This is a genomic window from Escherichia sp. TC-EC600-tetX4 (assembly GCF_019356055.1).
In the GTDB taxonomy this organism is placed as follows: Bacteria; Pseudomonadota; Gammaproteobacteria; order Enterobacterales; family Enterobacteriaceae.
Window position 1 is genome coordinate 229,201 of the sequence record NZ_CP079924.1, and the last position, 21,791, is coordinate 250,991.

Genomic DNA, 21,791 nt, shown 5'->3' on the forward strand with positions numbered 1-21,791 from the left:
GTGTTATTTGACCAGCTCAGGTGTTACCTGACTCACCGCATTGGTGTAGTAAGGCGCACCCCAGCCCGGTTCCGGCCAGAATGCACCATAGCCGTAATCCCACAGGTTATAGGTGGTATTAACCACTTCTCTCAAATGCCACACCTGGATGCCCTGCATATTCACTTCCAGGAAGTTATACGGGACTTTATTGATAAAGCCAGGTTGTTCACCCTGAATGGTGCCGAGGATGGTAACAAAGTGATTACGATAGTTCACTGGATCAAGGAAGCCGCTTTGTCTGGCGAGCAGTCGGCCCTGATAGTTGGCTTCAATATCAGGCTTCGCATAGCTATCCAACGGTAATACAGAGATTTCTAACAACGTATCCGTTTTGCCATTGATAACGTTGATAACCTTCCCACCAAAGCGCGCTTGTTGACCAACATATAACCCCGGCTGGTTATGAACAGCAACAAAACTTTTTTGAATATCAGGTTGGTTATTGCCTTTGATATTTTGCGGAATTGAACTACATGCGGCAAGCAAAAATGAAAGGCTGAGGATGAGTGCACCTTTTGTCATGTTCATGTTACTATCCTTATCAACAAATATTAAAACCATAATAGATATTTCTTTATAGTTTTCATCTGATTCTGAGGTGATATGCCTGATAGTAACGTAAACCTGTCTGATGTTTATATCCTTTCTGTTTAGGTGAACTCAGTTAATTTTGGGGCGTGACATGAATATCCATCACCCCATAATATAGTGCATTGTTTTAAAAGTACATAAAATCTATTTTTATTCAATGATTATAAAGTGCTAATAATCAATATTATGGTATTATATTCTGGTAATGATTTGATAAGCGAATTCTTTTACCAGATGGTATTTCTATTTCCACCCCATAATTTATATCTTTTTCATTAGGCAGTGGCCTCTTTAAATAAGGCGTGTGTGACATTTTTTTTGGGTTAAGCGTCTCGTATTGAAATACTTCGAATTGATATTCAGACATTTCTGCCCATGTTTGAATTTTATTGTATCGGGAGAGTGTCGTAAAGGCTTTAACTTGCTTATAACATTGTCTTTGGAATTCTTGCTGATATTTTAATATGTCATTGTATGAAAGATTGGTTATCCTGGCCTCTAAAAATTTAATTATTGTCGAAGCAATTTCCGCTTTTGCTCGTAAAAGGTTGTCATTAATGGTTAATAATGTTGAAAATAAACCTTCGATTTGTTTGTCAAGATATTGTCCATCTTTATATAATTTGGGGGTAGGGTGTTCTTTATGTAAAAAAATAGTGTCACCTAAGGAAGGTGCGAACAAGTCCCTGATATGAGATCATGTTTGTCATCTGGAGCCATAGAACAGGGTTCATCATGAGTCATCAACTTACCTTCGCCGACAGTGAATTCAGCAGTAAGCGCCGTCAGACCAGAAAAGAGATTTTCTTGTCCCGCATGGAGCAGATTCTGCCATGGCAAAACATGGTGGAAGTCATCGAGCCGTTTTACCCCAAGGCTGGTAATGGCCGGCGACCTTATCCGCTGGAAACCATGCTACGCATTCACTGCATGCAGCATTGGTACAACCTGAGCGATGGCGCGATGGAAGATGCTCTGTACGAAATCGCCTCCATGCGTCTGTTTGCCCGGTTATCCCTGGATAGCGCCTTGCCGGACCGCACCACCATCATGAATTTCCGCCACCTGCTGGAGCAGCATCAACTGGCCCGCCAATTGTTCAAGACCATCAATCGCTGGCTGGCCGAAGCAGGCGTCATGATGACTCAAGGCACCTTGGTCGATGCCACCATCATTGAGGCACCCAGCTCGACCAAGAACAAAGAGCAGCAACGCGATCCGGAGATGCATCAGACCAAGAAAGGCAATCAGTGGCACTTTGGCATGAAGGCCCACATTGGTGTCGATGCCAAGAGTGGCCTGACCCACAGCCTGGTCACCACCGCGGCCAACGAGCATGACCTCAATCAGCTGGGTAATCTGCTGCATGGAGAGGAGCAATTTGTCTCAGCCGATGCCGGCTACCAAGGGGCGCCACAGCGCGAGGAGCTGGCCGAGGTGGATGTGGACTGGCTGATCGCCGAGCGCCCCGGCAAGGTAAGAACCTTGAAACAGCATCCACGCAAGAACAAAACGGCCATCAACATCGAATACATGAAAGCCAGCATCCGGGCCAGGGTGGAGCACCCATTTCGCATCATCAAGCGACAGTTCGGCTTCGTGAAAGCCAGATACAAGGGGTTGCTGAAAAACGATAACCAACTGGCGATGTTATTCACGCTGGCCAACCTGTTTCGGGCGGACCAAATGATACGTCAGTGGGAGAGATCTCACTAAAAACTGGGGATAACGCCTTAAATGGCGAAGAAACGGTCTAAATAGGCTGATTCAAGGCATTTACGGGAGAAAAAATCGGCTCAAACATGAAGAAATGAAATGACTGAGTCAGCCGAGAAGAATTTCCCCGCTTATTCGCACCTTCCCTAAATTTGCGTCAGTGAAATTTATATTAAGTAGATCTTCGAAATAAAACCTTGACAAGGTTAGAACGAACCCGGACAGGTTCTGTCCTGTCATATTGAAATCAATAAAGTTGGTTCCGGCAAAGACTTTCATCCTGTTTTTATTTTCACTGTGCTCAATATATAACTTCGTCATTTTTTGATACAGGCTTTGAATATCTTTTATATTAGTTGGTAAGTCAGCTCGTTGTTCAGCAATAAAATTAGTATCTGAAAACATGGTTTGGACACTGAATGTTATGGGTATTCCCTCTTCTACGCTAATTTTAGTTATGATTGCCTTGTCGGGTTTAGGATTAGCGATAACAATGATTCGACATTCAGCACTTTTGTTTTTTTCATATCTAATGTTATTAATCTGATTAAGTATTGATTGTGTCTGTTGCGTAAGTTGTGTCGAACTTATCGTTTCAATGTTAGTAATAAGACTTACAAGTTGAGCCACAACTTTTGAGTAGTCTGCATTTGTATATGTAGTGTTCGTGTGGCACGCATTAATTTGTTGAAGTTGGTGTTGCGCTAAATCATATTGATCAGAGATATATCCTTCTCCAGAGAATGTGGAATTAATGGGTTGTTGTTCTTCCCAATTATCGCAAGGCCACTTCGGTGTGTCTGGCGTTTTAGCATTATCGGTATTTGTTGTGCAGTTATAAATATCGCCGTGATATGTATTTATTATACCTGGGGTAAAGTCAATTGACATAAAATTCCTTATTCATCATTTGTTTTATGCTAAGATGTTTAAATTGGATAATTAGAACAGGAATGGATTTTCTTCTACACACAATAAATGTAATGCGTTATATCTTCCTGATATAATTACCTTTGATTTCCCTTTTATCTCCACCCGGTAATATTTGTGTGTAAAAAAAGGGTAGTGATAGTATCGTAAAGGAAATCGTTAACAACTATCAAAATGCGCTCATTTTAAAAAGTTATTATGTTCTCTGATAGTGTGTGAAGTGATTTTTTTTGTGATGTTTTAGATGTGTAATAATAAAATGGGTTAAGGTATCTTATAATTATTTAATAATTTGTTGTGTAAACCACTGATAAATCATAATCCAGTACGTCTTTAAACTACTGCGCTGTATCGCTGATAACTAAGCAGCTCACTGATACACCATGCTGGACGCGATAATTGGAATCTCACGCAGGGAGTACTGTGTAAATAGCAAAATCGCCTGATGCGCTACGCCTGTCAGGCCTACAAATAACATACTATTCATCGAATTTTCATAACTTTGTAGGTCGGATAAGACGCGCCAGCGTCGCATCCGACATAAATAAAGCGCACTTTTCTAACAACCTGTGGGGGGGATATCGCCGCTTTATTTCAGGCGCTTACCCGCTTCATCAACCACTTTCTCGCCATCTTCCTTGGAGAATGCGCCTTTTTGCGCATCTGGCAGAATTTCCAGCACCACTTCTGAAGGGCGGCACAGGCGAGTTCCCAGCGGCGTCACCACAATCGGGCGATTAATCAGAATCGGGTGCTGAAGCATAAAGTCGATTAACCGATCGTCAGTAAATTTATCTTCCGCAAGGCCCAGCTCCTCATACGGTTCGACGTTTTTACGCAGCAGCGCGCGTACGGAAATCCCCATATCGGCAATGAGTTTGACCAGTTCATCGCGCGTTGGCGGAGTTTCCAGATAATGGATAATAGTCGGTTCTGTGCCGCTGTTGCGGATCATCTCCAGCGTATTACGCGACGTGCCGCAGGCCGGGTTGTGATAAATGGTAATGTTGCTCATATCAGTATCTCATTACAAAGTGAAAGAGAGACGTAGCGCCAGCGCAGCCAGCGTCACAAACAGCACAGGCAGGGTCATGATAATCCCTGTACGGAAGTAATATCCCCAGCTGATAGTCATATTCTTCTGCGAAAGTACGTGCAGCCAGAGTAGCGTAGCCAGGCTACCAATTGGGGTAATTTTCGGTCCCAAATCGCAGCCAATCACATTGGCATAAACCATCGCTTCTTTGATAACGCCAGATGCCGTGCTGCCATCAATGGACAACGCGCCAACCAGTACCGTCGGCATATTGTTCATAATAGAAGAGAGGAAGGCGGTGAGGAATCCGGTGCCGAGCGTCGCGGCCCACAGGCCGTTATCCGCCAGCACGTTGAGTACGCCAGAAAGATATTCCGTTAATCCGGCATTGCGCAGGCCATAAACCACCAGATACATGCCGAGCGAGAAGATGACAATCTGCCAGGGGGCACCGCGCAGGACTTTACCCGTATTAATCGCATGACCGCGTTTAGCGACGACAAATAATATCAGCGCGCCCACAGCTGCAATGGCGCTCACCGGAATGCCGAGCGGTTCCAGGACGAAAAATCCCACCAGCAGAAGCAGTAAAACAACCCAGCCAGTTTTGAACGTAGCAGGATCTTTGATCGCTTCTGCGGGAGATTTCAGCAGCGCCATATCGTAGTTCTGCGGAATATCTTTGCGAAAATAGAGATGTAACATCACCAGCGTGGCAACAATCGCGGCGATATCCACCGGCACCATCACCGAGGCGTATTCGCGAAAGCCGAGGCCAAAGAAATCAGCGGAAACGATATTCACCAGGTTGGAGACAATAAGCGGCAGGCTGGCGGTATCGGCAATGAATCCGGCCGCCATCACGAACGCCAGCGTAGTGCCTTTACTGAACCCTAAAGCCAGCAGCATGGCGATGACAATCGGTGTCAAAATAAGCGCCGCGCCATCATTGGCAAACAGGGCGGCAACGGCAGCACCGAGCAGGACAATCCAGGTAAACAGCAAGCGACCACGACCATTACCCCAGCGTGAGACGTGCAGCGCCGCCCATTCAAAAAAGCCGGACTCATCCAGCAGCAGGCTGATGATAATGACGGCGATAAACGCAGCCGTCGCGTTCCAGACGATATTCCACACCACCGGAATATCACCCGGATGGACCACGCCCGTAACTAACGCCAGTACTGCGCCGAGCGTTGCACTCCAGCCGATGCCTAAACCTTTCGGCTGCCAGATAACCAATACGATGGTCAGGACAAAGATAGCGCCTGCCAGTAACATAATGCCTCCCGGATAAAACACATCTGAAAATTCATATGTGTTTAGCTAAATTTTTAACTGCAAATGTTCTTACTGTCCCCGGAACAGTTTTGTCGAGCCAGGTTGCGGACAATCGCCTGAACCTTTTCCTGTTCACATCGCCAGGCCTCATCAATAATTTTCGCCGCCCATGCTGGAATATGCGGTGATAAGCGGTAATGAACCCACTTACCTTGCTTGCGGTCCAGCAATAGCCCGCTTTCACGCAGCAATGCCAGGTGGCGGGAGATCTTGGGCTGCGACTGGTCGAGAGCAGTGCAGAGATCGCAGACGCATAACTCTCCCAGTTCGCTGAGCAGTAAAACGATGCCCAGACGGGTTTCATCAGCAAGAATTTTGAACAATTGGATGGGTAACAGAAATGACATATTGCGCTCCTGATTGTTGCAGGTAGTGTCTCTCTTCGAAGCGGATAAGTCAAAAACATATATGACTTAACGAATGTGTAAGTGCAGAGGAAGGTAATAGGTGTGAATTTTGAGTTGGCTATTCATTTGAAAGGAGGTCTGAATCAGGACGTAAAAAAACCGACTTTGCGTCGGTTTTTTACTTTCCAGCCCTGAGTTGGTGGCTCTGGCTGGAGTGAGAGAGTTCTTATCTAACAGCTCAATACTATTAGCCAGTGGCTAACATTGCAAGAATTAGCGATTTCTTCAGCTGGCGGAGGGAGCACTTCGGTATATATCGCAGTGACGATTTATATACTTTCACTGGGTCATCGTCATATTAAGCCTTGTCCGAATCCGGATGTAAAAAAACCGACTTTGCGTCGGTTTTTTACTTTCCAGCCCTGAGTTGGTGGCTCTGACTGGAGTGAGATAGCCATCATCTAACGCATCAATGCTAATACCATACTGAAACTATTGCAAGGACGTGCTGGTTTTATAACCTGCATGTACTGTATGATTATCCAGTTAGCTCTGAGGCATTTTCACTCTGGCAATGCGCATAAACGCTTTCAAAGTCCTGGTCAGAAGTACGGGTGGTGCCGTTAACTGATGCTCTGGCCGGAGTGAGAGAGTTCTTATCTAACAATGAGACATGCGCCGTGACAGGCAGTGGATGAGTAAGCGGATGCATTCTCACTCCATCGCATGGAGAAAACGGGTGATTGATAAAGCAATCATCGTTCTAGGGGCGTTAATTGCGCTGCTGGAACTGATCCGCTTTCTGCTTCAGCTTCTGAACTGATAGCGGAAACGTAATTAAGGGCTAAGAGCACACTACTCTTAGCCCTTTAACATTTAACGCATTGTCACGAACTCTTCTGCCGCCGTTGGGTGAATGGCGACGGTATTGTCGAAGTCTTTTTTGGTTGCCCCCATCTTCAGCGCCACCGCGAAGCCCTGCAACATTTCGTCCATACCAAAGCCAATGCCGTGAATACCGACAATCTTCTCTTCCGATCCAACGCACACCAGCTTCATGCGGCACGGCTGGCGGTGAGTGGTGACGGCGGTATACATCGCGGTGAAAGAGGATTTATACACTTTCACCTGATCGTCGCCATACTGCTCGCGCGCCTGCGGTTCCGTTAAACCAACAGTACCAATCGGCGGATGGCTGAAGACCACGGTCGGAATGTTGCTGTAATCCAGATGCTCATCCGGCTTGTTATTAAACAGGCGTTCAGAGAGACGGCGACCCGCTGCAACTGCCACCGGTGTCAGCTCCACTGCACCCGTGTTATCGCCCACCGCGTAAATACCTTCAATATTGGTGTTTTGATATTTATCGACGACGATATAGCCTTTTTCGTTAGTTTTAACGCCAGCGGCTTCCAGGTTGATGTTGTCATTGGCAGGCTCGCGACCAATCGCCCAAATCAGGCAATCCACCGTTTCACTGCGACCATCTTCCAGCTCCAGCGTCAGGCTACCATCGGTATTTTTCACTACCGCTTTCGGGATGGCGTTGGTGTGCAGCTGCGGGCCTTCGGCGTTCATCACTTCGACCAGCGTTTCGGAAATCATCGGGTCGAAGCTGCGCAGCGGCGCATGTTTACGCACAAACAGATGCGTTTTCGCGCCGAGGCCGTTAATCACGCCCGCCAGCTCAACGGCGATGTAACCCGCGCCAACAACCGCCACGCGCTCTGGCAAAGCAGGAAGGGCGAAGAAGCCATCAGAATCAATACCGTATTCCACGCCCGGAATATCCGGGTGGCTCGGACGACCGCCTGTGGCGATCAGAATATGATCGGCCGTGATGGTTTCGCCGTTTACCTCCAGCGTTTTGGCATCAACGAAGCGGGCAAAGCCTTTGATTACATCAACGTTATTTTTACCGAGCACGTTTTCATAGGAAGTATGAATACGGTCGATATAGGCGGTACGGCTGGCGATCAACGTTTCCCAGTTGAATTTATTGATAGTGGTATCAAAACCATAATCCGGGCCGTACATATGGATCGCTTCACGGATTTGCGCCGCGTGCCACATCACTTTTTTCGGCACACAGCCAACATTTACGCAGGTGCCGCCCAGCTCTTTGGCTTCAATCAGCGCACATTTCTGGCCGTACATAGCCGCGCGGTTGATGGAGGCGATACCGCCGCTGCCGCCGCCGATGGCGATGTAATCATAGTGTTTAGTCATGACAAAGTGTCCTTATCGTTGATTACCGCGATTGTAGCGCGAGACGTAATAGGTGCCAGCAATGGCTGCAATTACTCCGGCACGATCCAGCTTACGGTGGCGTGCCCGGTGCCTGCCGGAACCAGTTTGCTGTGCAGCCACGGCAGCACGTTATTCATCTGTTGTTCCAGTTTCCACGGCGGGTTAATCACAATCATGCCGGAAGCGGTCATGCCACGGCGATCGCTGTCTGGCAGTACCGCCAGTTCAATTTGCAGAATTTTGCGAATACCGGTCGCTTCCAGATCGTGGATCATGCGCTTAATTTGCTGACGCAGCACCACCGGATACCACAGTGCGTAAATACCAGTGGCGAAACGTTTGTAACCTTCTGCTATCCCGCTGACCACCGCTTGATAGTCAGTTTTCATTTCATACGGCGGGTCGATAAGGATTAAACCACGGCGGGAAACCGGCGGCAGTTTGGCCTTAAGCTGCTGGAAACCGTCGGCTTTTTCGACACGCGCACGGCTATCTTTCTGAAATTCAGAACGCAACAACGGGTAATCGCTCGGGTGCAGTTCGGTCAGTTGCAGGCTGTCCTGTTCACGCAGTAGCAGGCGAGCAATCAACGGCGAACCGGGGTAGTAACGCAACTGACCGCTACGGTTGAAGTGTTTTACCACATTGATGTACGCCTCCAGTTCTGCGGGCAAATCGTCCTGCTGCCAGATACGGGCGATGCCTTCGAGATATTCGCCGGTACGCTCGGCATGTTCGCTGCCTAACTGATAACGCCCGGCCCCTGCGTGGGTGTCGAGATAGAGAAACGGTTTATCTTTCTCTTTCAGCGACTCGATGATCAGGCTCTGAACGGTATGTTTAAGGACGTCGGCGTGGTTGCCAGCGTGAAAGCTGTGGCGATAACTGAGCATGGGTAAAGGTGTTCCGGTAAGTAAAAATCGGCCCGTATTCGGGGCGCACAAAAGCGTATCAGGACAGTATACCGAAAAGAGGCCGCCGCCGCGAAAGCGTAACGTTTCTCATTGAAATTCACTACACTTAACCCCATGCTACACACATTATGTAAAGCGCCTGTTGAGCGCTTCCTTAACCTCTTTAACCAGGACTGCGCGAATGACGAATCCGTTACTGACTCCCTTTGAATTGCCTCCGTTTTCTAAAATTCTCCCGGAACATGTCGTTCCAGCCGTGACTAAGGCATTGAACGACTGCCGCGAAAACGTGGAGCGCGTAGTAGCGCAAGGGGCACCGTACACCTGGGAAAATCTCTGCCAGCCGCTGGCGGAAGTGGACGATGTGTTGGGGCGTATCTTCTCCCCGGTCAGCCACCTGAACTCGGTGAAAAATAGCCCGGAACTGCGTGAAGCCTACGAACAAACCCTGCCGCTGCTGTCGGAATACAGCACCTGGGTAGGGCAACATGAAGGGCTGTATAAAGCGTATCGCGACCTGCGCGATGGCGATCATTACGCCACGCTGAACACGGCGCAGAAGAAAGCGGTTGATAACGCACTGCGCGACTTTGAACTCTCTGGCATAGGTCTGCCGAAAGAGAAACAGCAGCGTTACGGCGAAATTGCGACCCGTCTTTCTGAACTGGGCAACCAGTACAGCAACAACGTCCTCGATGCGACAATGGGCTGGACCAAACTCGTTACCGACGAAGCGGAGCTGGCGGGGATGCCAGAAAGCGCGCTGGCTGCGGCAAAAGCCCAGGCCGAAGCGAAAGAGCTGGAAGGTTATTTGCTGACGCTGGATATCCCAAGCTACTTGCCGGTAATGACCTACTGCGACAACCAGGCTCTGCGTGAAGAGATGTATCGCGCTTACAGCACCCGCGCCTCCGATCAAGGCCCAAACGCCGGTAAATGGGATAACAGCAAGGTGATGGAAGAGATCCTCGCGCTGCGTCACGAACTGGCGCAACTGCTGGGCTTTGAAAACTACGCCTTTAAATCCCTTGCCACTAAAATGGCAGAAAACCCGCAGCAGGTGCTGGATTTCTTAACCGATCTGGCAAAACGCGCGCGTCCACAAGGCGAAAAAGAGCTGGCGCAATTGCGTGCCTTTGCCAAAGCCGAATTTGGCGTCGATGAGTTGCAGCCGTGGGATATCGCTTACTACAGCGAAAAACAAAAACAGCACCTCTACAGCATCAGTGACGAACAGCTGCGTCCGTACTTCCCGGAAAACAAAGCGGTTAACGGCCTGTTTGAAGTGGTTAAGCGTATTTACGGCATCACCGCTAAAGAGCGTAAAGATGTTGATGTCTGGCATCCGGATGTACGTTTCTTCGAACTGTATGACGAAAATAACGAACTGCGCGGTAGCTTCTACCTCGATCTGTATGCCCGTGAAAACAAGCGCGGCGGGGCGTGGATGGATGACTGCGTAGGCCAGATGCGTAAAGCTGATGGTTCTTTGCAAAAACCGGTCGCGTATTTGACTTGTAACTTCAACCGCCCGGTAAATGGTAAACCGGCGCTGTTCACTCACGACGAAGTGATCACCCTCTTCCACGAGTTCGGTCACGGCCTGCACCATATGCTGACCCGCATCGAAACCGCTGGTGTTTCCGGTATCAGCGGTGTGCCGTGGGATGCGGTCGAACTGCCGAGTCAGTTTATGGAAAACTGGTGCTGGGAGCCGGAGGCGCTGGCGTTTATCTCTGGTCACTATGAAACCGGCGAACCGCTGCCGAAAGAGTTGCTGGATAAAATGCTGGCGGCGAAGAACTACCAGGCGGCGCTGTTTATTCTGCGTCAGCTGGAGTTCGGCCTGTTTGATTTCCGCCTTCATGCCGAGTTCCGCCCGGATCAGGGGGCAAAAATCCTCGAAACTCTGGCAGAAATCAAGAAACTGGTTGCCGTGGTGCCATCTCCGTCCTGGGGCCGTTTCCCGCACGCTTTCAGCCATATTTTCGCCGGTGGTTATGCCGCAGGTTACTACAGCTACCTGTGGGCTGACGTACTGGCGGCAGATGCTTTCTCGCGCTTTGAGGAAGAGGGCATTTTCAACCGTGAAACCGGGCAGTCGTTCCTCGACAACATTCTGAGCCGTGGCGGTTCAGAAGAGCCGATGGATCTGTTCAAACGCTTCCGTGGTCGTGAACCGCAGCTGGATGCGATGCTGGAGCATTACGGCATTAAGGGCTGATCATTCAGTGAAAATCTGCTTAATTGATGAAACAGGCACCGGAGACGGTGCCTTATCTGTTCTGGCGGCCCGCTGGGGGCTGGAGCACGATGAAGACAACCTGATGGCGCTGGTGTTAACGCCGGAACATCTGGAATTGCGCAAGCGTGATGAGCCAAAACTTGGCGGCATCTTTGTTGATTTTGTTGGCGGAGCGATGGCGCACCGACGCAAATTCGGCGGTGGTCGCGGTGAGGCGGTGGCGAAAGCGGTGGGCATTAAAGGCGATTATTTGCCGGATGTGGTGGATGCCACTGCAGGACTTGGGCGCGATGCCTTTGTACTGGCTTCAGTCGGCTGCCGCGTGCGGATGCTGGAGCGTAATCCAGTGGTTGCCGCGCTACTCGACGACGGCCTGGCGCGTGGTTATGCGGATGCGGAAATCGGCGGCTGGTTGCAGGAGCGGTTGCAGTTAATTCACGCCTCCAGCCTGACGGCGCTGACTGATATTACCCCGCGCCCGCAGGTGGTTTATCTCGACCCGATGTTCCCGCATAAGCAGAAAAGCGCGCTAGTGAAAAAAGAGATGCGTGTCTTTCAGTCGCTGGTGGGACCGGATCTTGATGCCGATGGATTACTGGAGCCTGCACGCTTGCTGGCGACCAAACGCGTGGTGGTAAAGCGCCCGGACTACGCGCCACCGCTGGCGAATGTCGCCACGCCAAACGCGGTAGTCACTAAAGGGCATCGCTTTGATATCTATGCAGGTACGCCAGTGTAAAACTAAAACAGGGTAGCGATAACGCTACCCTGCTTTCTGCAAGAATAATTAATGGCTTTCCGGCGTCGCAATCATGCGTTTCAGCCACGGCACCATCAACAGCATCACTACTGCAACGCCCAGCGTGACCAGACCAATCTTACCAAACACGTTGGTATAGACGGGCAACGTCTCAAGCGGATCGGTAATGTTGTCCGGCACCGCGGTAAATGTTGCCACATAGCCGCCCAGCAAGAACGCGGCAGCCTGCGTCAGGAACCACATCCCGAGAATAAAGCCCATCAAATGCTGCGGCACCAGGGCAGCAATCATCGCCAGGCCAAGGGCGCTAATAAACAGTTCACCTAAGCTCTGGAATAAGTACACCAGCACGATAAACCATGGCGATGTCAGCCCTTGTGCATCCGCAAACCACATTCCCGCAGCTGCCGCCGTCAAAAAGCCCAGTGAGCACATAAACATGCCGAGAGTAAATTTCATCGGCATCGAGAGGTCTTTGCCTTTGTTACCCAGATGCGTGTAAATGCCTGCCAGTATTGGGCTGGCGAGTACCACCCAGAACGGGTTAAGCGCCTGGAAGCTGACCGGGTTGATGGAAAAACCGAGAATTTCATGATGCACGTTGTTGATGGCAAAGAAGTTCAGCGATGTTGGCATCTGGGCGTAGAGAATGTAAAACACCACCGCTTCGAGCATCAGGACAAAGGCGACAAACATTTTATTGCGCCCGGTTTTATCCAGCTTGAATGCCTGACGAAAGAAGATGATGGTGACGACGATGGAGAGAACAATCAGCACCAGATTGGCGACTTCTACGTTGTGCATCAGCCATGCGCATACGAAGATCATCACCACGCTGCCAAGTAACACGTACAACAGTTTGCTGAAGCTCATTGGCCGGAAGTCGGGTTCAGAACCAATGTCTTTCACCATTCCACGACAGGCGATGTAAACCAGTAATGCGATAATTAACCCCGCCCCGCACAGGTTGTAGGTGACTGAATAACCGAATCTATCAGCGATCACAGGGGCCAGCGATAACGCTATCAACGAGCCGATGTTGATCGACATATAGAACAGGGTGAATGCGCCATCAAGCCGCGGATCTTTCGGCGGATAGCACTTCGAAAGCAAGCTGGCTGGGTTAGCTTTAAACAGGCCGTTACCGACAGCGATAGTCCCCAGGGCGATGAAAATCAGGTCAGGCTTAAGTAGCGACATGCCGGTCATGAAGTAGCCAATCGCCAGCACAAGTGCTCCAAGAACAATGGTGCGTTTGGTCCCCAGCAGGTGGTCGCCGACATAGCCGCCAATGGAAATGAGGCCATAGACCAGCGCAGCAAAAGCACCAAAAGTGACAAAAGCCTGCTCTTGCGAGAATCCAAGCTGTTTAACGAAGAAAACCGCCAGTACGCCCTGCACGCCGTAGTAGCCGAATCGCTCCCATAACTCGACAAAAAAGATCATGAAAAATGGGCGAGGTTGCTGCAGCATCCCCATGGGTGTTGTTGTATTCATATTTATTAACCTTCCAATACCATCCTGAAAAGTATGAACGCGTAAGGGATAACGCGCGAAAAAGTTTACATCTGTCAGAGATTCTTAATATTGATGCGGTGAATAGATTAATACACTATTACAACAGAAAATAACCAGATGATCACACTAATGATGGAAAATATGATGGTGTTAAATGTTGTATTGGCTGGGGATTTTGATTGCGTACGCAGACCGTAGGCCAGATAAGGTGTTTACGCTGATCAGGTAACAAGGCGCGCCAAAAAGCAAAACGCCCGCATATGCGGGCGTTCAGGAACACGTCGTAGAGGGAAGATTATTCTTCTTCGTCGCGCAGCGGAACAATCAGCATATCAACGTGAACGGTGTTGATCAGCTGACGTGCGGAAGACATCAGTTTGCTCCAGAAGTCCTGGTGGTGACCACAAACCACCAAATCCATATCGTATTTCTTGATTGCATCGACCAGAACCTGGCCCAGGTCGCCGCTGCCGCTCAGGGTTTCAGTGATTGGGTAGCCTGCATTAGTGGAAAGCTCGGTCAGTGCATGATGTGTCTCTTCAGAGATGCGTTTCTGCATATCACCCAGATTCACATCAATAAGCCCGGTGTATAGGTCAGAGTAGTTTACATCTACGTGGATCAGAGAAACTTTCGCATTGTAGGGGCGAGCCATAGAGACTGCTTTCTCTACCAGAACTTTGCTTTCCGGGGAGAGGTCGACCGCGATGAGAATGTGTTTATAAGCCATAGTGTTACTCCTTCCATAAAGTTGTCGATGACTGGCCAGCTAGCGTTTCTTGTGCCGTTACGTCACCCGCGTCCTGCGAACTACGTGCGCGGGGCTAACCCAGCCGTAAAGATTCAGTGTTAAGACCATCCTTACCTTATAGCGACCCGGATGATCCGTCAATCCGCCTTGCTTACTCGTTAGATAAACAAATTTTCGACATGAATATATTGATAGTGGTTAACCTTCTGGAAAAAAAACAACCTGATCTCCTACACTATCTATAGAGCCGCTCGTATGTTGGTCACCACAAAAGCGGTTTCTCCAGGACCTGGTGTTAACTGATTGGCAGCGTATCGGGAGCGGTAGCCCCGGGGTGGAACTCCGCGGGCAGGTCGCCGGGGAGGAGGTATGATAAGCACCGTCGCATTATTTTGGGCTTTATGTGTCGTTTGCATTGTTAACATGGCGCGCTATTTCTCATCACTACGCGCGTTGTTAGTGGTACTGCGTAACTGCGATCCATTGCTCTATCAATATGTTGATGGAGGGGGCTTTTTTACCTCACATGGCCAACCCAACAAACAGGTGCGTCTCGTTTGGTATATCTATGCCCAACGTTATCGCGATCATCACGATGATGAATTTATTCGCCGCTGTGAGCGGGTGCGTCGGCAGTTTATTCTGACCAGCGCATTGTGTGGTCTGGTGGTGGTCAGCCTGATTGCATTGATGATTTGGCATTAAGCACTTCAGCAATAATAACGCATAAAAAAAGCGGGCCAGTAAACTGACCCGCTCGAGACTGATTACAAACGCAAAATTGCCTGATGCGCTACGCTTATCAGGCCTACATAATCTCTGCAATCTATTGAATTTGCATGTTTTTGTAGGCCGGATAAGGCGTTCACGCCGCATCCGGCATGAACAAAGCGCACTATGTCACAATCTGAAGCGGGCCAGCTGACCCGCTCGTTTTGGTGCGTACGATTACAGGAACTGCAAGGAGAGCCAGTACAGCCCGCCGGAAAGCAGTACCGCAGCCGGAAGGGTAAACACCCAGGCCATCAGAATGCTGGTCACGGTTTTACGCTGTAAGCCGCCACCATCTACCACCATCGTCCCCGCGACAGAAGAGGAGAGTACGTGAGTAGTGGAAACCGGCATCCCGGTATAACTCGCCAGGCCGATAGACACTGCCGCCGTCATCTGGGCAGACATCCCCTGAGCGTAGGTCATGCCTTTCTTACCGATTTTCTCACCGATAGTCGTTGCCACACGGCGCCAGCCAATCATCGTACCGATACCTAACGCCAGCGCGACCGCCATGATGATCCACACCGGTGCATACTCGATGGTGCTAAGCATGTCGGACTTCAGTTTCTTCAACAGGCGCTGATCGTCAGCACTCACGCCAGGCATCTTCACCACTTTGTCGATAGTGTCAGAAACGCACAGCATAATGCGGCGCATCTGGCTACGTTGATCAAGCGACAGCTTGTCGTAGCTTTCCACATCGGTGGTCAACATACCTTTCAGGCGGTTGAGCGCGTTAATGGTATTCGACGGATGGCAGTGGAACTCCGCAGGTTGCGTTGCGCCAGCTTCCGGAGCCGGTACTAACTGATCAGCACCGGTAGCCTGTTTGAGCAGCGCAGGATGCTGCTCAAAGTAAGCTTCGACGTTGTTGATGGCATCACGGGTACGGGTGATTTCGTAGCCAGTGGCATTCATGTTCACCACGAAGCCTGCTGGCGCGACGCCAATCAATACCAACATAACCAGACCAATGCCTTTCTGACCATCGTTCGCGCCGTGCGAAAACGCCACGCCGATAGCGGAAAGGATCAGCGCAATACGCGTCCAGAACGGCGGCTTTTTCTTGCCGTCTTTCTTTTCACGCTCCGCTGGGGTCAGGTGGATACGGGCGCGTTTCTTGGTGCCGCTCCAGTAGCGACGCAGCAAGAAAATCAGACCGCCAGCAAACACCAGGCCGACAATAGGGGAAACGATCAGAGAACCGAAAATACTTAATACTTTCGGGATATTGAGTGCATCCACCACTGACGTCCCGGTCATCAACGCATTGGTTAAACCAATCCCGATGATCGCGCCAATCAGCGTATGAGAGCTGGATGCAGGTAAACCAAAGTACCAGGTACCCAGGTTCCAGATAATCGCCGCCAGCAACATAGAGAACACCATGGCAAGGCCATGAGACGATCCCATATTAAGCAGCAGATCCGTCGGCAGCATATGCACAATGGCATAGGCAACACTCAGACCACCCAGCAAAACACCCAAAAAGTTGAATACCGCCGCCATAACCACGGCGAGCTGAGAACGCATCGCGCGGGTATAGATAACGGTTGCCACGGCGTTGGCTGTGTCATGGAAACCATTGATGGCTTCGTAGAACAGCACAAAAGCCAGTGCAAGCAATAATAACAGCCCGGTATGCAAATCCAGGCCAGCAAACAAATGTAGCATAGGACGTTACGCCATTTTGAGGACATGAACGCGGCGCATTATCAGTGACTTTCGCGGCGCGGGCAAAGTGAAATATAGACTTTTTTTGATTTGCCCCCTGTATGGATTTCACTCAAAAAATAATTATCTTATATAATTCAGGCAAATACTTCCTTTTAGTAATATTGATGCTGGTGCGACCACTGAGGAATCTTTACAATTCACGCCCGTTTTTTCTAAGAGGAGCGCAACGTGGAAAGGTTTGATGCCATTATTATAGGCGCTGGTGCGGCGGGTATGTTCTGTTCTGCGCTGGCAGGTCAGGCAGGACGCCGGGTTCTGCTGATCGATAATGGTAAAAAACCAGGGCGCAAAATCCTTATGTCTGGCGGTGGGCGCTGCAACTTTACCAACCTTTATGTCGAACCAGGCGCTTATCTGAGCCAGAATCCGCATTTTTGTAAGTCTGCACTCGCACGTTTTACCCAGTGGGATTTCATTGATCTGGTCAATAAACACGGCATCGCCTGGCACGAGAAAACGTTAGGGCAACTCTTCTGCGATGACTCCGCGCAGCAGATTGTCGACATGCTGGTGGATGAGTGCGAGAAGGGCAATGTGACCTTCAGATTGCGTAGCGAAGTGCTGAGTGTGGCGAAGGATGAAACAGGCTTCACGCTTGATCTGAACGGCATGACTGTCGGTTGCGAAAAGCTGGTCATCGCGACTGGTGGGCTGTCAATGCCGGGGCTGGGCGCGTCGCCGTTTGGTTATAAGATTGCCGAACAATTTGGCCTCAACGTGCTGCCGACCCGCGCGGGTCTGGTGCCATTCACTCTGCATAAACCGTTGCTCGAAGAGTTACAGGTGCTGGCGGGCGTGGCGGTGCCTTCCGTGATTACCGCTGAAAACGGCACCGTTTTCCGTGAGAACTTACTCTTCACCCACCGCGGCTTGTCTGGACCGGCGGTGTTGCAGATTTCAAGCTACTGGCAACCGGGGGAATTTGTCAGCATCAATCTGCTACCGGATGTGGACCTCGAAACCTTCCTGAATGAGCAGCGTAACGCACATCCGAATCAAAGCCTGAAAAACACACTGGCGGTTCATCTACCGAAGCGGTTGGTTGAACGCTTACAGCAACTCGGGCAAATCCCGGATGTTTCGCTAAAACAGCTCAACGTGCGTGACCAACAGGCACTGATTAGCACATTGACCGACTGGCGCGTACAACCCAACGGCACTGAAGGCTATCGCACTGCCGAAGTGACGCTCGGCGGCGTGGACACCAACGAACTCTCTTCACGGACGATGGAAGCGCGCAAAGTGCCTGGGCTGTACTTCATCGGCGAAGTGATGGACGTCACCGGCTGGCTGGGGGGCTATAACTTCCAGTGGGCGTGGTCGAGTGCGTGGGCTTGTGCGCAGGATTTGATTGCAGCAAAGTCGTCCTGACCTATTTCCTAAAGATGAAAATTATTAGAGTCGCATTAAAAATGAGCTAATTTTGATAGTGGTTATCTTGTGATTATTTTCTAATGAGCCCGTGAACTGAAACCCTCCATGCTTAATATAAGGTGGATGGAAAGGTGATTGAAAACTCACTCAGTGGCCAGATCTTTATGAAATATGAACAGGTTGAAAAAAACAGTAACTTTGCTGTTTTTTATACTTAACCACTATGCATTAATGCTGCGTTATTTCATGATGCCTAAGAAAAACCAGCGTTACGCAAATGGTCAACGCTGGTTTTATCCGGTACGTTGCAATTATTTTTTAGCAGAACCCGCTTCTAATATTGAAACGATTGAGAACAACGTAAAGCATACCGCTCCCAAACCGACCAGAACTCGCGAAGGAATAAAATATCCCATGTCGGTCTGCGCCATTTCCGCAAGAAACGATGCCAGGAAAAGGCAAAACAGGCAGGTGAAGACGGGAATCATCGGTATTCTGTTGGCTAACGAACAGGTACGTCTCCATACCAGTGCCAGTAGCCAGACTTTTGAGAATATGCTGTAACAGATCATTCCGAGGCAAATAAGAATAATGCCGGGAGCCAGTCGGGCGCTTGCATCGGAACTGACTAAGACGTATATCCCCTGCAGTACCGTGATTGAGCCGAGAAAAATAACCCAATAACACCACAGCCAGTGTTCTTTAGTTGAAAACGTATTACGTGTTTGATGGACAATTGTGGCAACAAGGCCAATTAGACAGGCACAGATTGCGGTTAACCCAAGCAATACGTGACCCGCGACATAATGCGGAGTTATGTCAGCACTACGTAACAGCGTAATAGACCAAATGAAACCGAGCAGGGTGAGTAAAACGGGAACGGCAATGAGGCAGTTACCGATTAATGAAGAATAAGCCTGTACCGGTGTTCCGTCGCTCTTGCTCCCCGCTGCATTTTTGGGAATGAGCAGAAAGTGACCGGATGACGCTGCCACCGTCGATACACAGGCGGCAATCATACCAACGCCGAAAATAACATGGCCGGCGACAAACTCGTCTGCCATCACATCATTGCCTGCTAACAGTGCCCAACCCCATATCATGGTGATAATTGACCCCGCATAGCCAATAATGGGGAACAATGTATTGTAAAACGTATTAACGCCGCGCGTGAGCTGCGAAATGATAATAAATGCGGTAGTGAATAATGCCAGGCATATGGCCGCCAGAGAAATCAGCACATGACCCGCGACGAAATACTCGCTTTGCCCTGAACTTTCCAGCACAAAGCCACCTAACGCGATACAAATTAAGCCCATAATCAAAGGGATTAATTTGAAAAGCCACCCGATATATATGTTCACTTTAAACTCCTCAGGTATCCCTGCTAATATTGAAATATGCATTAATGATAATTTCATCCTGTTAATATAATGACGAGATATCATTAAAGACAAATGCATAGCATAACTATAGCGGGGTTTACTTTGCAGAGCGCTACTTTTCAGCGTTCAAAAGGCCATGATAAATAAAAATTTATCCTAAGATTAATTCTTATGCTGTTGTTTTTTACAATTATCTTCCAGGGAGGGATTATTCTTCATTATTTGGTAAAAGACCGGATAGTCTCGGTGCTTAAAATCAGCGAACATATAAGTATTATTATTTTATATCGTCGTAAATCTGTTTTTCAGACAAGTATCATTTATTTTGTTACAAACAATTCAAAAATATCACAGGTTATTTATGAAAGCAATTGACAATCAGATTAGAAACATCTCTTCAAGCCATCAAGATAAGCATTCAGATAAAGTTAACAGTCATCAACACCATGGCAAGGTTGATAAAACACATCGTGCAAAGATAGTTGAATTTGATAAACTGGATAATGATTCGCAAATAGATAACGATTTTGGCCTGCATATCATCTATTTCCTGCAACATGGTCACTGGAAGGTAAATGATCGTAGTCACCAGATGGAGAAAGTATGGTTTTATAATAGTGAACCTTCTATAGATATTCAAGAATATAATAGATTCGCCGACAATACTACTGATACGTTTATCTTTACAATTATACCAGACAATAACCATGTGTTAAAATTATCGTCTCCCATTACCGTTACTGTTGAGTGTAAGGGCGGTTATTATTTTATTAATTCCTCTGGAGATAAATCAGATATAATTTATAAAGTTGATGGGCTTTCTATCATAGCGAGAAATTTCTTTACTCTTCTTAGTGGTAATTTCAAACCTGACTGGCGTTGGGATGTCTCTAAAGAGACGTTTACTAAGGAAAAGTTTGATAGCTATGTTAAATCTGTGTTTTCAAAAATAGACTTCTATAAACAGTGTGGTGTGATTAACCCACAAAATGCCAACACGGCTTATTTTGGCGATACAGATGGAAGAGTAGGCGCTGTACTTTATGCATTGCTCGTTTCAGGGCATATAGGCATCAGGGAAAAGGGTTGGAGTTTATTATGTGAATTATTAAAACACGAAGAGATGGCTTCATCTGCATACAAACATAAAAATAATAAAGTGCTCTACGATTTATTAAATACGAGAGACATGATCTTGAATGAGTTGCATCAACATGTTTTTTTAAAGGACGATGCGATAACCCCTTGTATCTTCCTTGGGGATCATACAGGCGATAGATTTAGTACTATTTTTGGTGATAAATATATCCTTACTTTGCTAAATTCTATGCGAAATATGGAGGGTAATAAAGATAGCCGTATTAATAAAAATGTCGTCGTTCTGGCTGGAAATCATGAAATCAATTTTAATGGTAACTATACTGCACGACTAGCAAATCATAAACTCTCTGCCGGTGATACGTATAACTTAATTAAAACGCTCGATGTTTGTAATTATGACTCAGAAAGGCAAGTTTTAACCAGTCATCACGGAATAATAAGAGATGAAGAAAAAAATGTTATTGTCTCGGTGCTTTGCAGGTTCCATTTAATCAGATGAAAAATCCTACTGATCCTGAGGAATTAGCCAATATTTTTAATAAAAAACATAAAGAACACATGGATGATCCTCTATTCCATCTAATCCGAAGCAATACTTTGAAACCCACACCTGTATATGCTAATTATTTTGATAACACTACTGATTTCAGACCAGCACGTGAACGTATCTTCATATGTGGGGAGACACTCAAAGGTGAAGACCCCAGCAAATACATTAGACAAAAATATGGGCATCATGGGCCCGGGGTAGATCATAATCAACAATTTGATAATGGTATTATGGGGCTAAATTCCCTGAAGGAAGCACGTGATAAAAATAATAAAATAATTTATTCCTCAGGGCTTAGTTGTTTTCAACTACATTAAAACTCCATGAATACGGTGGTATGTCTTTTTAATCCTGCCAGTATTTCATAGGTTTTCTTAATCGATTGTAGAGGCATGTTCTGATGACGCCTCTACAATCTTTAGGGACTTT

The 21,791-nt window shown here is 48.2% G+C and carries 18 protein-coding genes and 3 pseudogenes; 9 read left to right on the plus strand and 12 right to left on the minus strand.

The genetic code is table 11. The features are described 5' to 3' along the window. Window positions 1-3: 3 nt before the first annotated feature. Both slp and KXD89_RS01050 read right to left on the minus strand, forming a co-directional pair. Window positions 4-570: an outer membrane lipoprotein Slp gene (gene slp / locus KXD89_RS01045; RefSeq protein ID WP_001350553.1), complete on the minus strand. Its 567-nt coding sequence runs from the start codon at window positions 568-570 to the stop codon at window positions 4-6. 354 nt (window positions 571-924) lie between these two features. Then, window positions 925-1,303: pseudogene (locus tag KXD89_RS01050) on the minus strand (hypothetical protein); the annotation flags it as partial. Between the two features lie 65 nt (window positions 1,304-1,368). Here KXD89_RS01050 and KXD89_RS01055 point away from each other — a divergent pair. Next, entirely contained in the window at window positions 1,369-2,349 is a 981-nt protein-coding gene (locus KXD89_RS01055; RefSeq protein WP_000019403.1) for an IS5-like element IS5 family transposase, read from the plus strand. Window positions 2,350-2,493: 144 nt separating this feature from the next. Here KXD89_RS01055 and KXD89_RS01060 read toward each other — a convergent pair. The 4 genes and pseudogenes from KXD89_RS01060 to arsR form a co-directional block, all read right to left on the minus strand. Next, a pseudogene (locus KXD89_RS01060) lies at window positions 2,494-3,240 on the minus strand (hypothetical protein); the annotation flags it as partial. Window positions 3,241-3,868: 628 nt separating this feature from the next. Further along, window positions 3,869-4,294 (minus strand): glutaredoxin-dependent arsenate reductase, encoded by a 426-nt coding sequence (gene arsC, locus KXD89_RS01065; RefSeq protein WP_000065769.1) that lies wholly within the window; start codon window positions 4,292-4,294, stop codon window positions 3,869-3,871. Between the two features lie 12 nt (window positions 4,295-4,306). Beyond that, window positions 4,307-5,596, minus strand: a complete 1,290-nt coding sequence (gene arsB, locus KXD89_RS01070) for an arsenite/antimonite:H(+) antiporter ArsB (protein ID WP_000922639.1) — start codon at window positions 5,594-5,596, stop codon at window positions 4,307-4,309. Between the two features lie 53 nt (window positions 5,597-5,649). After that, entirely contained in the window at window positions 5,650-6,003 is a 354-nt protein-coding gene (gene arsR, locus KXD89_RS01075) for an As(III)-sensing metalloregulatory transcriptional repressor ArsR (protein ID WP_000008957.1), read from the minus strand. A gap of 739 nt (window positions 6,004-6,742) precedes the next feature. Between arsR and dinQ the strand changes: the two genes are divergently transcribed. Next, window positions 6,743-6,826 carry a damage-inducible type I toxin DinQ gene (gene dinQ, locus KXD89_RS01080; RefSeq protein WP_001295215.1) on the plus strand — a complete coding sequence of 28 codons (84 nt, stop codon included), beginning with the start codon at window positions 6,743-6,745 and terminating at the stop codon, window positions 6,824-6,826. A gap of 53 nt (window positions 6,827-6,879) precedes the next feature. On the opposite strand, the gene gorA is transcribed toward dinQ, so the two are convergent. Beyond that, entirely contained in the window at window positions 6,880-8,232 is a 1,353-nt protein-coding gene (gene gorA, locus KXD89_RS01085; RefSeq protein ID WP_000160816.1) for a glutathione-disulfide reductase, read from the minus strand. Between the two features lie 71 nt (window positions 8,233-8,303). Continuing rightward, window positions 8,304-9,146: a 23S rRNA (adenine(2030)-N(6))-methyltransferase gene (rlmJ, locus tag KXD89_RS01090; protein ID WP_001300574.1), complete on the minus strand. Its 843-nt coding sequence runs from the start codon at window positions 9,144-9,146 to the stop codon at window positions 8,304-8,306. A gap of 202 nt (window positions 9,147-9,348) precedes the next feature. Here rlmJ and prlC point away from each other — a divergent pair, with 202 nt between their 5' ends. Both prlC and rsmJ read left to right on the plus strand, forming a co-directional pair. Continuing rightward, window positions 9,349-11,391 carry an oligopeptidase A gene (prlC, locus tag KXD89_RS01095; RefSeq protein WP_001298719.1) on the plus strand — a complete coding sequence of 681 codons (2,043 nt, stop codon included), beginning with the start codon at window positions 9,349-9,351 and terminating at the stop codon, window positions 11,389-11,391. Between the two features lie 7 nt (window positions 11,392-11,398). Next, window positions 11,399-12,151 carry a 16S rRNA (guanine(1516)-N(2))-methyltransferase RsmJ gene (rsmJ, locus tag KXD89_RS01100; RefSeq protein WP_000686620.1) on the plus strand — a complete coding sequence of 251 codons (753 nt, stop codon included), beginning with the start codon at window positions 11,399-11,401 and terminating at the stop codon, window positions 12,149-12,151. A 48-nt stretch (window positions 12,152-12,199) separates the two neighbouring features. Here rsmJ and dtpB read toward each other — a convergent pair whose 3' ends face one another. Then, window positions 12,200-13,669: a dipeptide/tripeptide permease DtpB gene (gene dtpB, locus KXD89_RS01105; protein WP_001098652.1), complete on the minus strand. Its 1,470-nt coding sequence runs from the start codon at window positions 13,667-13,669 to the stop codon at window positions 12,200-12,202. 165 nt (window positions 13,670-13,834) lie between these two features. Between dtpB and KXD89_RS22265 the strand changes: the two genes are divergently transcribed. Both KXD89_RS22265 and KXD89_RS01110 read left to right on the plus strand, forming a co-directional pair. Next, complete coding sequence (locus KXD89_RS22265) at window positions 13,835-13,888, plus strand: protein YriB (protein WP_211180512.1); 54 nt, start codon at window positions 13,835-13,837, stop codon at window positions 13,886-13,888. Then, a complete protein-coding gene (locus KXD89_RS01110) occupies window positions 13,866-13,919 on the plus strand; it encodes a hypothetical protein (protein WP_223200729.1) in 54 nt (17 codons plus the stop codon). The genes KXD89_RS22265 and KXD89_RS01110 overlap by 23 nt, the downstream gene beginning before the upstream one ends. A 66-nt stretch (window positions 13,920-13,985) precedes the next feature. Here KXD89_RS01110 and uspA read toward each other — a convergent pair whose 3' ends face one another. Further along, the gene (gene uspA / locus KXD89_RS01115; RefSeq protein ID WP_000323571.1) at window positions 13,986-14,420 is read right to left on the minus strand and encodes a universal stress protein UspA; all 435 of its coding nucleotides are present in this window, start codon (window positions 14,418-14,420) and stop codon (window positions 13,986-13,988) included. 390 nt (window positions 14,421-14,810) lie between these two features. Here uspA and uspB point away from each other — a divergent pair, with 390 nt between their 5' ends. Then, window positions 14,811-15,146 carry a universal stress protein UspB gene (uspB, locus tag KXD89_RS01120; protein ID WP_000626187.1) on the plus strand — a complete coding sequence of 112 codons (336 nt, stop codon included), beginning with the start codon at window positions 14,811-14,813 and terminating at the stop codon, window positions 15,144-15,146. A 243-nt stretch (window positions 15,147-15,389) separates the two neighbouring features. Here uspB and pitA read toward each other — a convergent pair whose 3' ends face one another. Continuing rightward, on the minus strand, window positions 15,390-16,889 hold the full coding sequence (gene pitA, locus KXD89_RS01125) for an inorganic phosphate transporter PitA (RefSeq protein WP_000902780.1): 1,500 nt from the start codon (window positions 16,887-16,889) through the stop codon (window positions 15,390-15,392). 231 nt (window positions 16,890-17,120) lie between these two features. Between pitA and KXD89_RS01130 the strand changes: the two genes are divergently transcribed. Continuing rightward, window positions 17,121-18,323 carry an NAD(P)/FAD-dependent oxidoreductase gene (locus KXD89_RS01130; protein ID WP_000439170.1) on the plus strand — a complete coding sequence of 401 codons (1,203 nt, stop codon included), beginning with the start codon at window positions 17,121-17,123 and terminating at the stop codon, window positions 18,321-18,323. 314 nt (window positions 18,324-18,637) lie between these two features. Here the strand turns inward: KXD89_RS01130 and KXD89_RS01135 are convergent, their stop codons facing one another. After that, window positions 18,638-19,690, minus strand: a complete 1,053-nt coding sequence (locus KXD89_RS01135; protein WP_001028905.1) for a DUF2776 domain-containing protein — start codon at window positions 19,688-19,690, stop codon at window positions 18,638-18,640. A 382-nt stretch (window positions 19,691-20,072) separates the two neighbouring features. On the opposite strand from KXD89_RS01135, the pseudogene KXD89_RS01140 reads away from it, so the two are divergent. Further along, a pseudogene (locus KXD89_RS01140) lies at window positions 20,073-21,679 on the plus strand (YhiJ/YhiL family protein). Window positions 21,680-21,791: the final 112 nt, after the last annotated feature.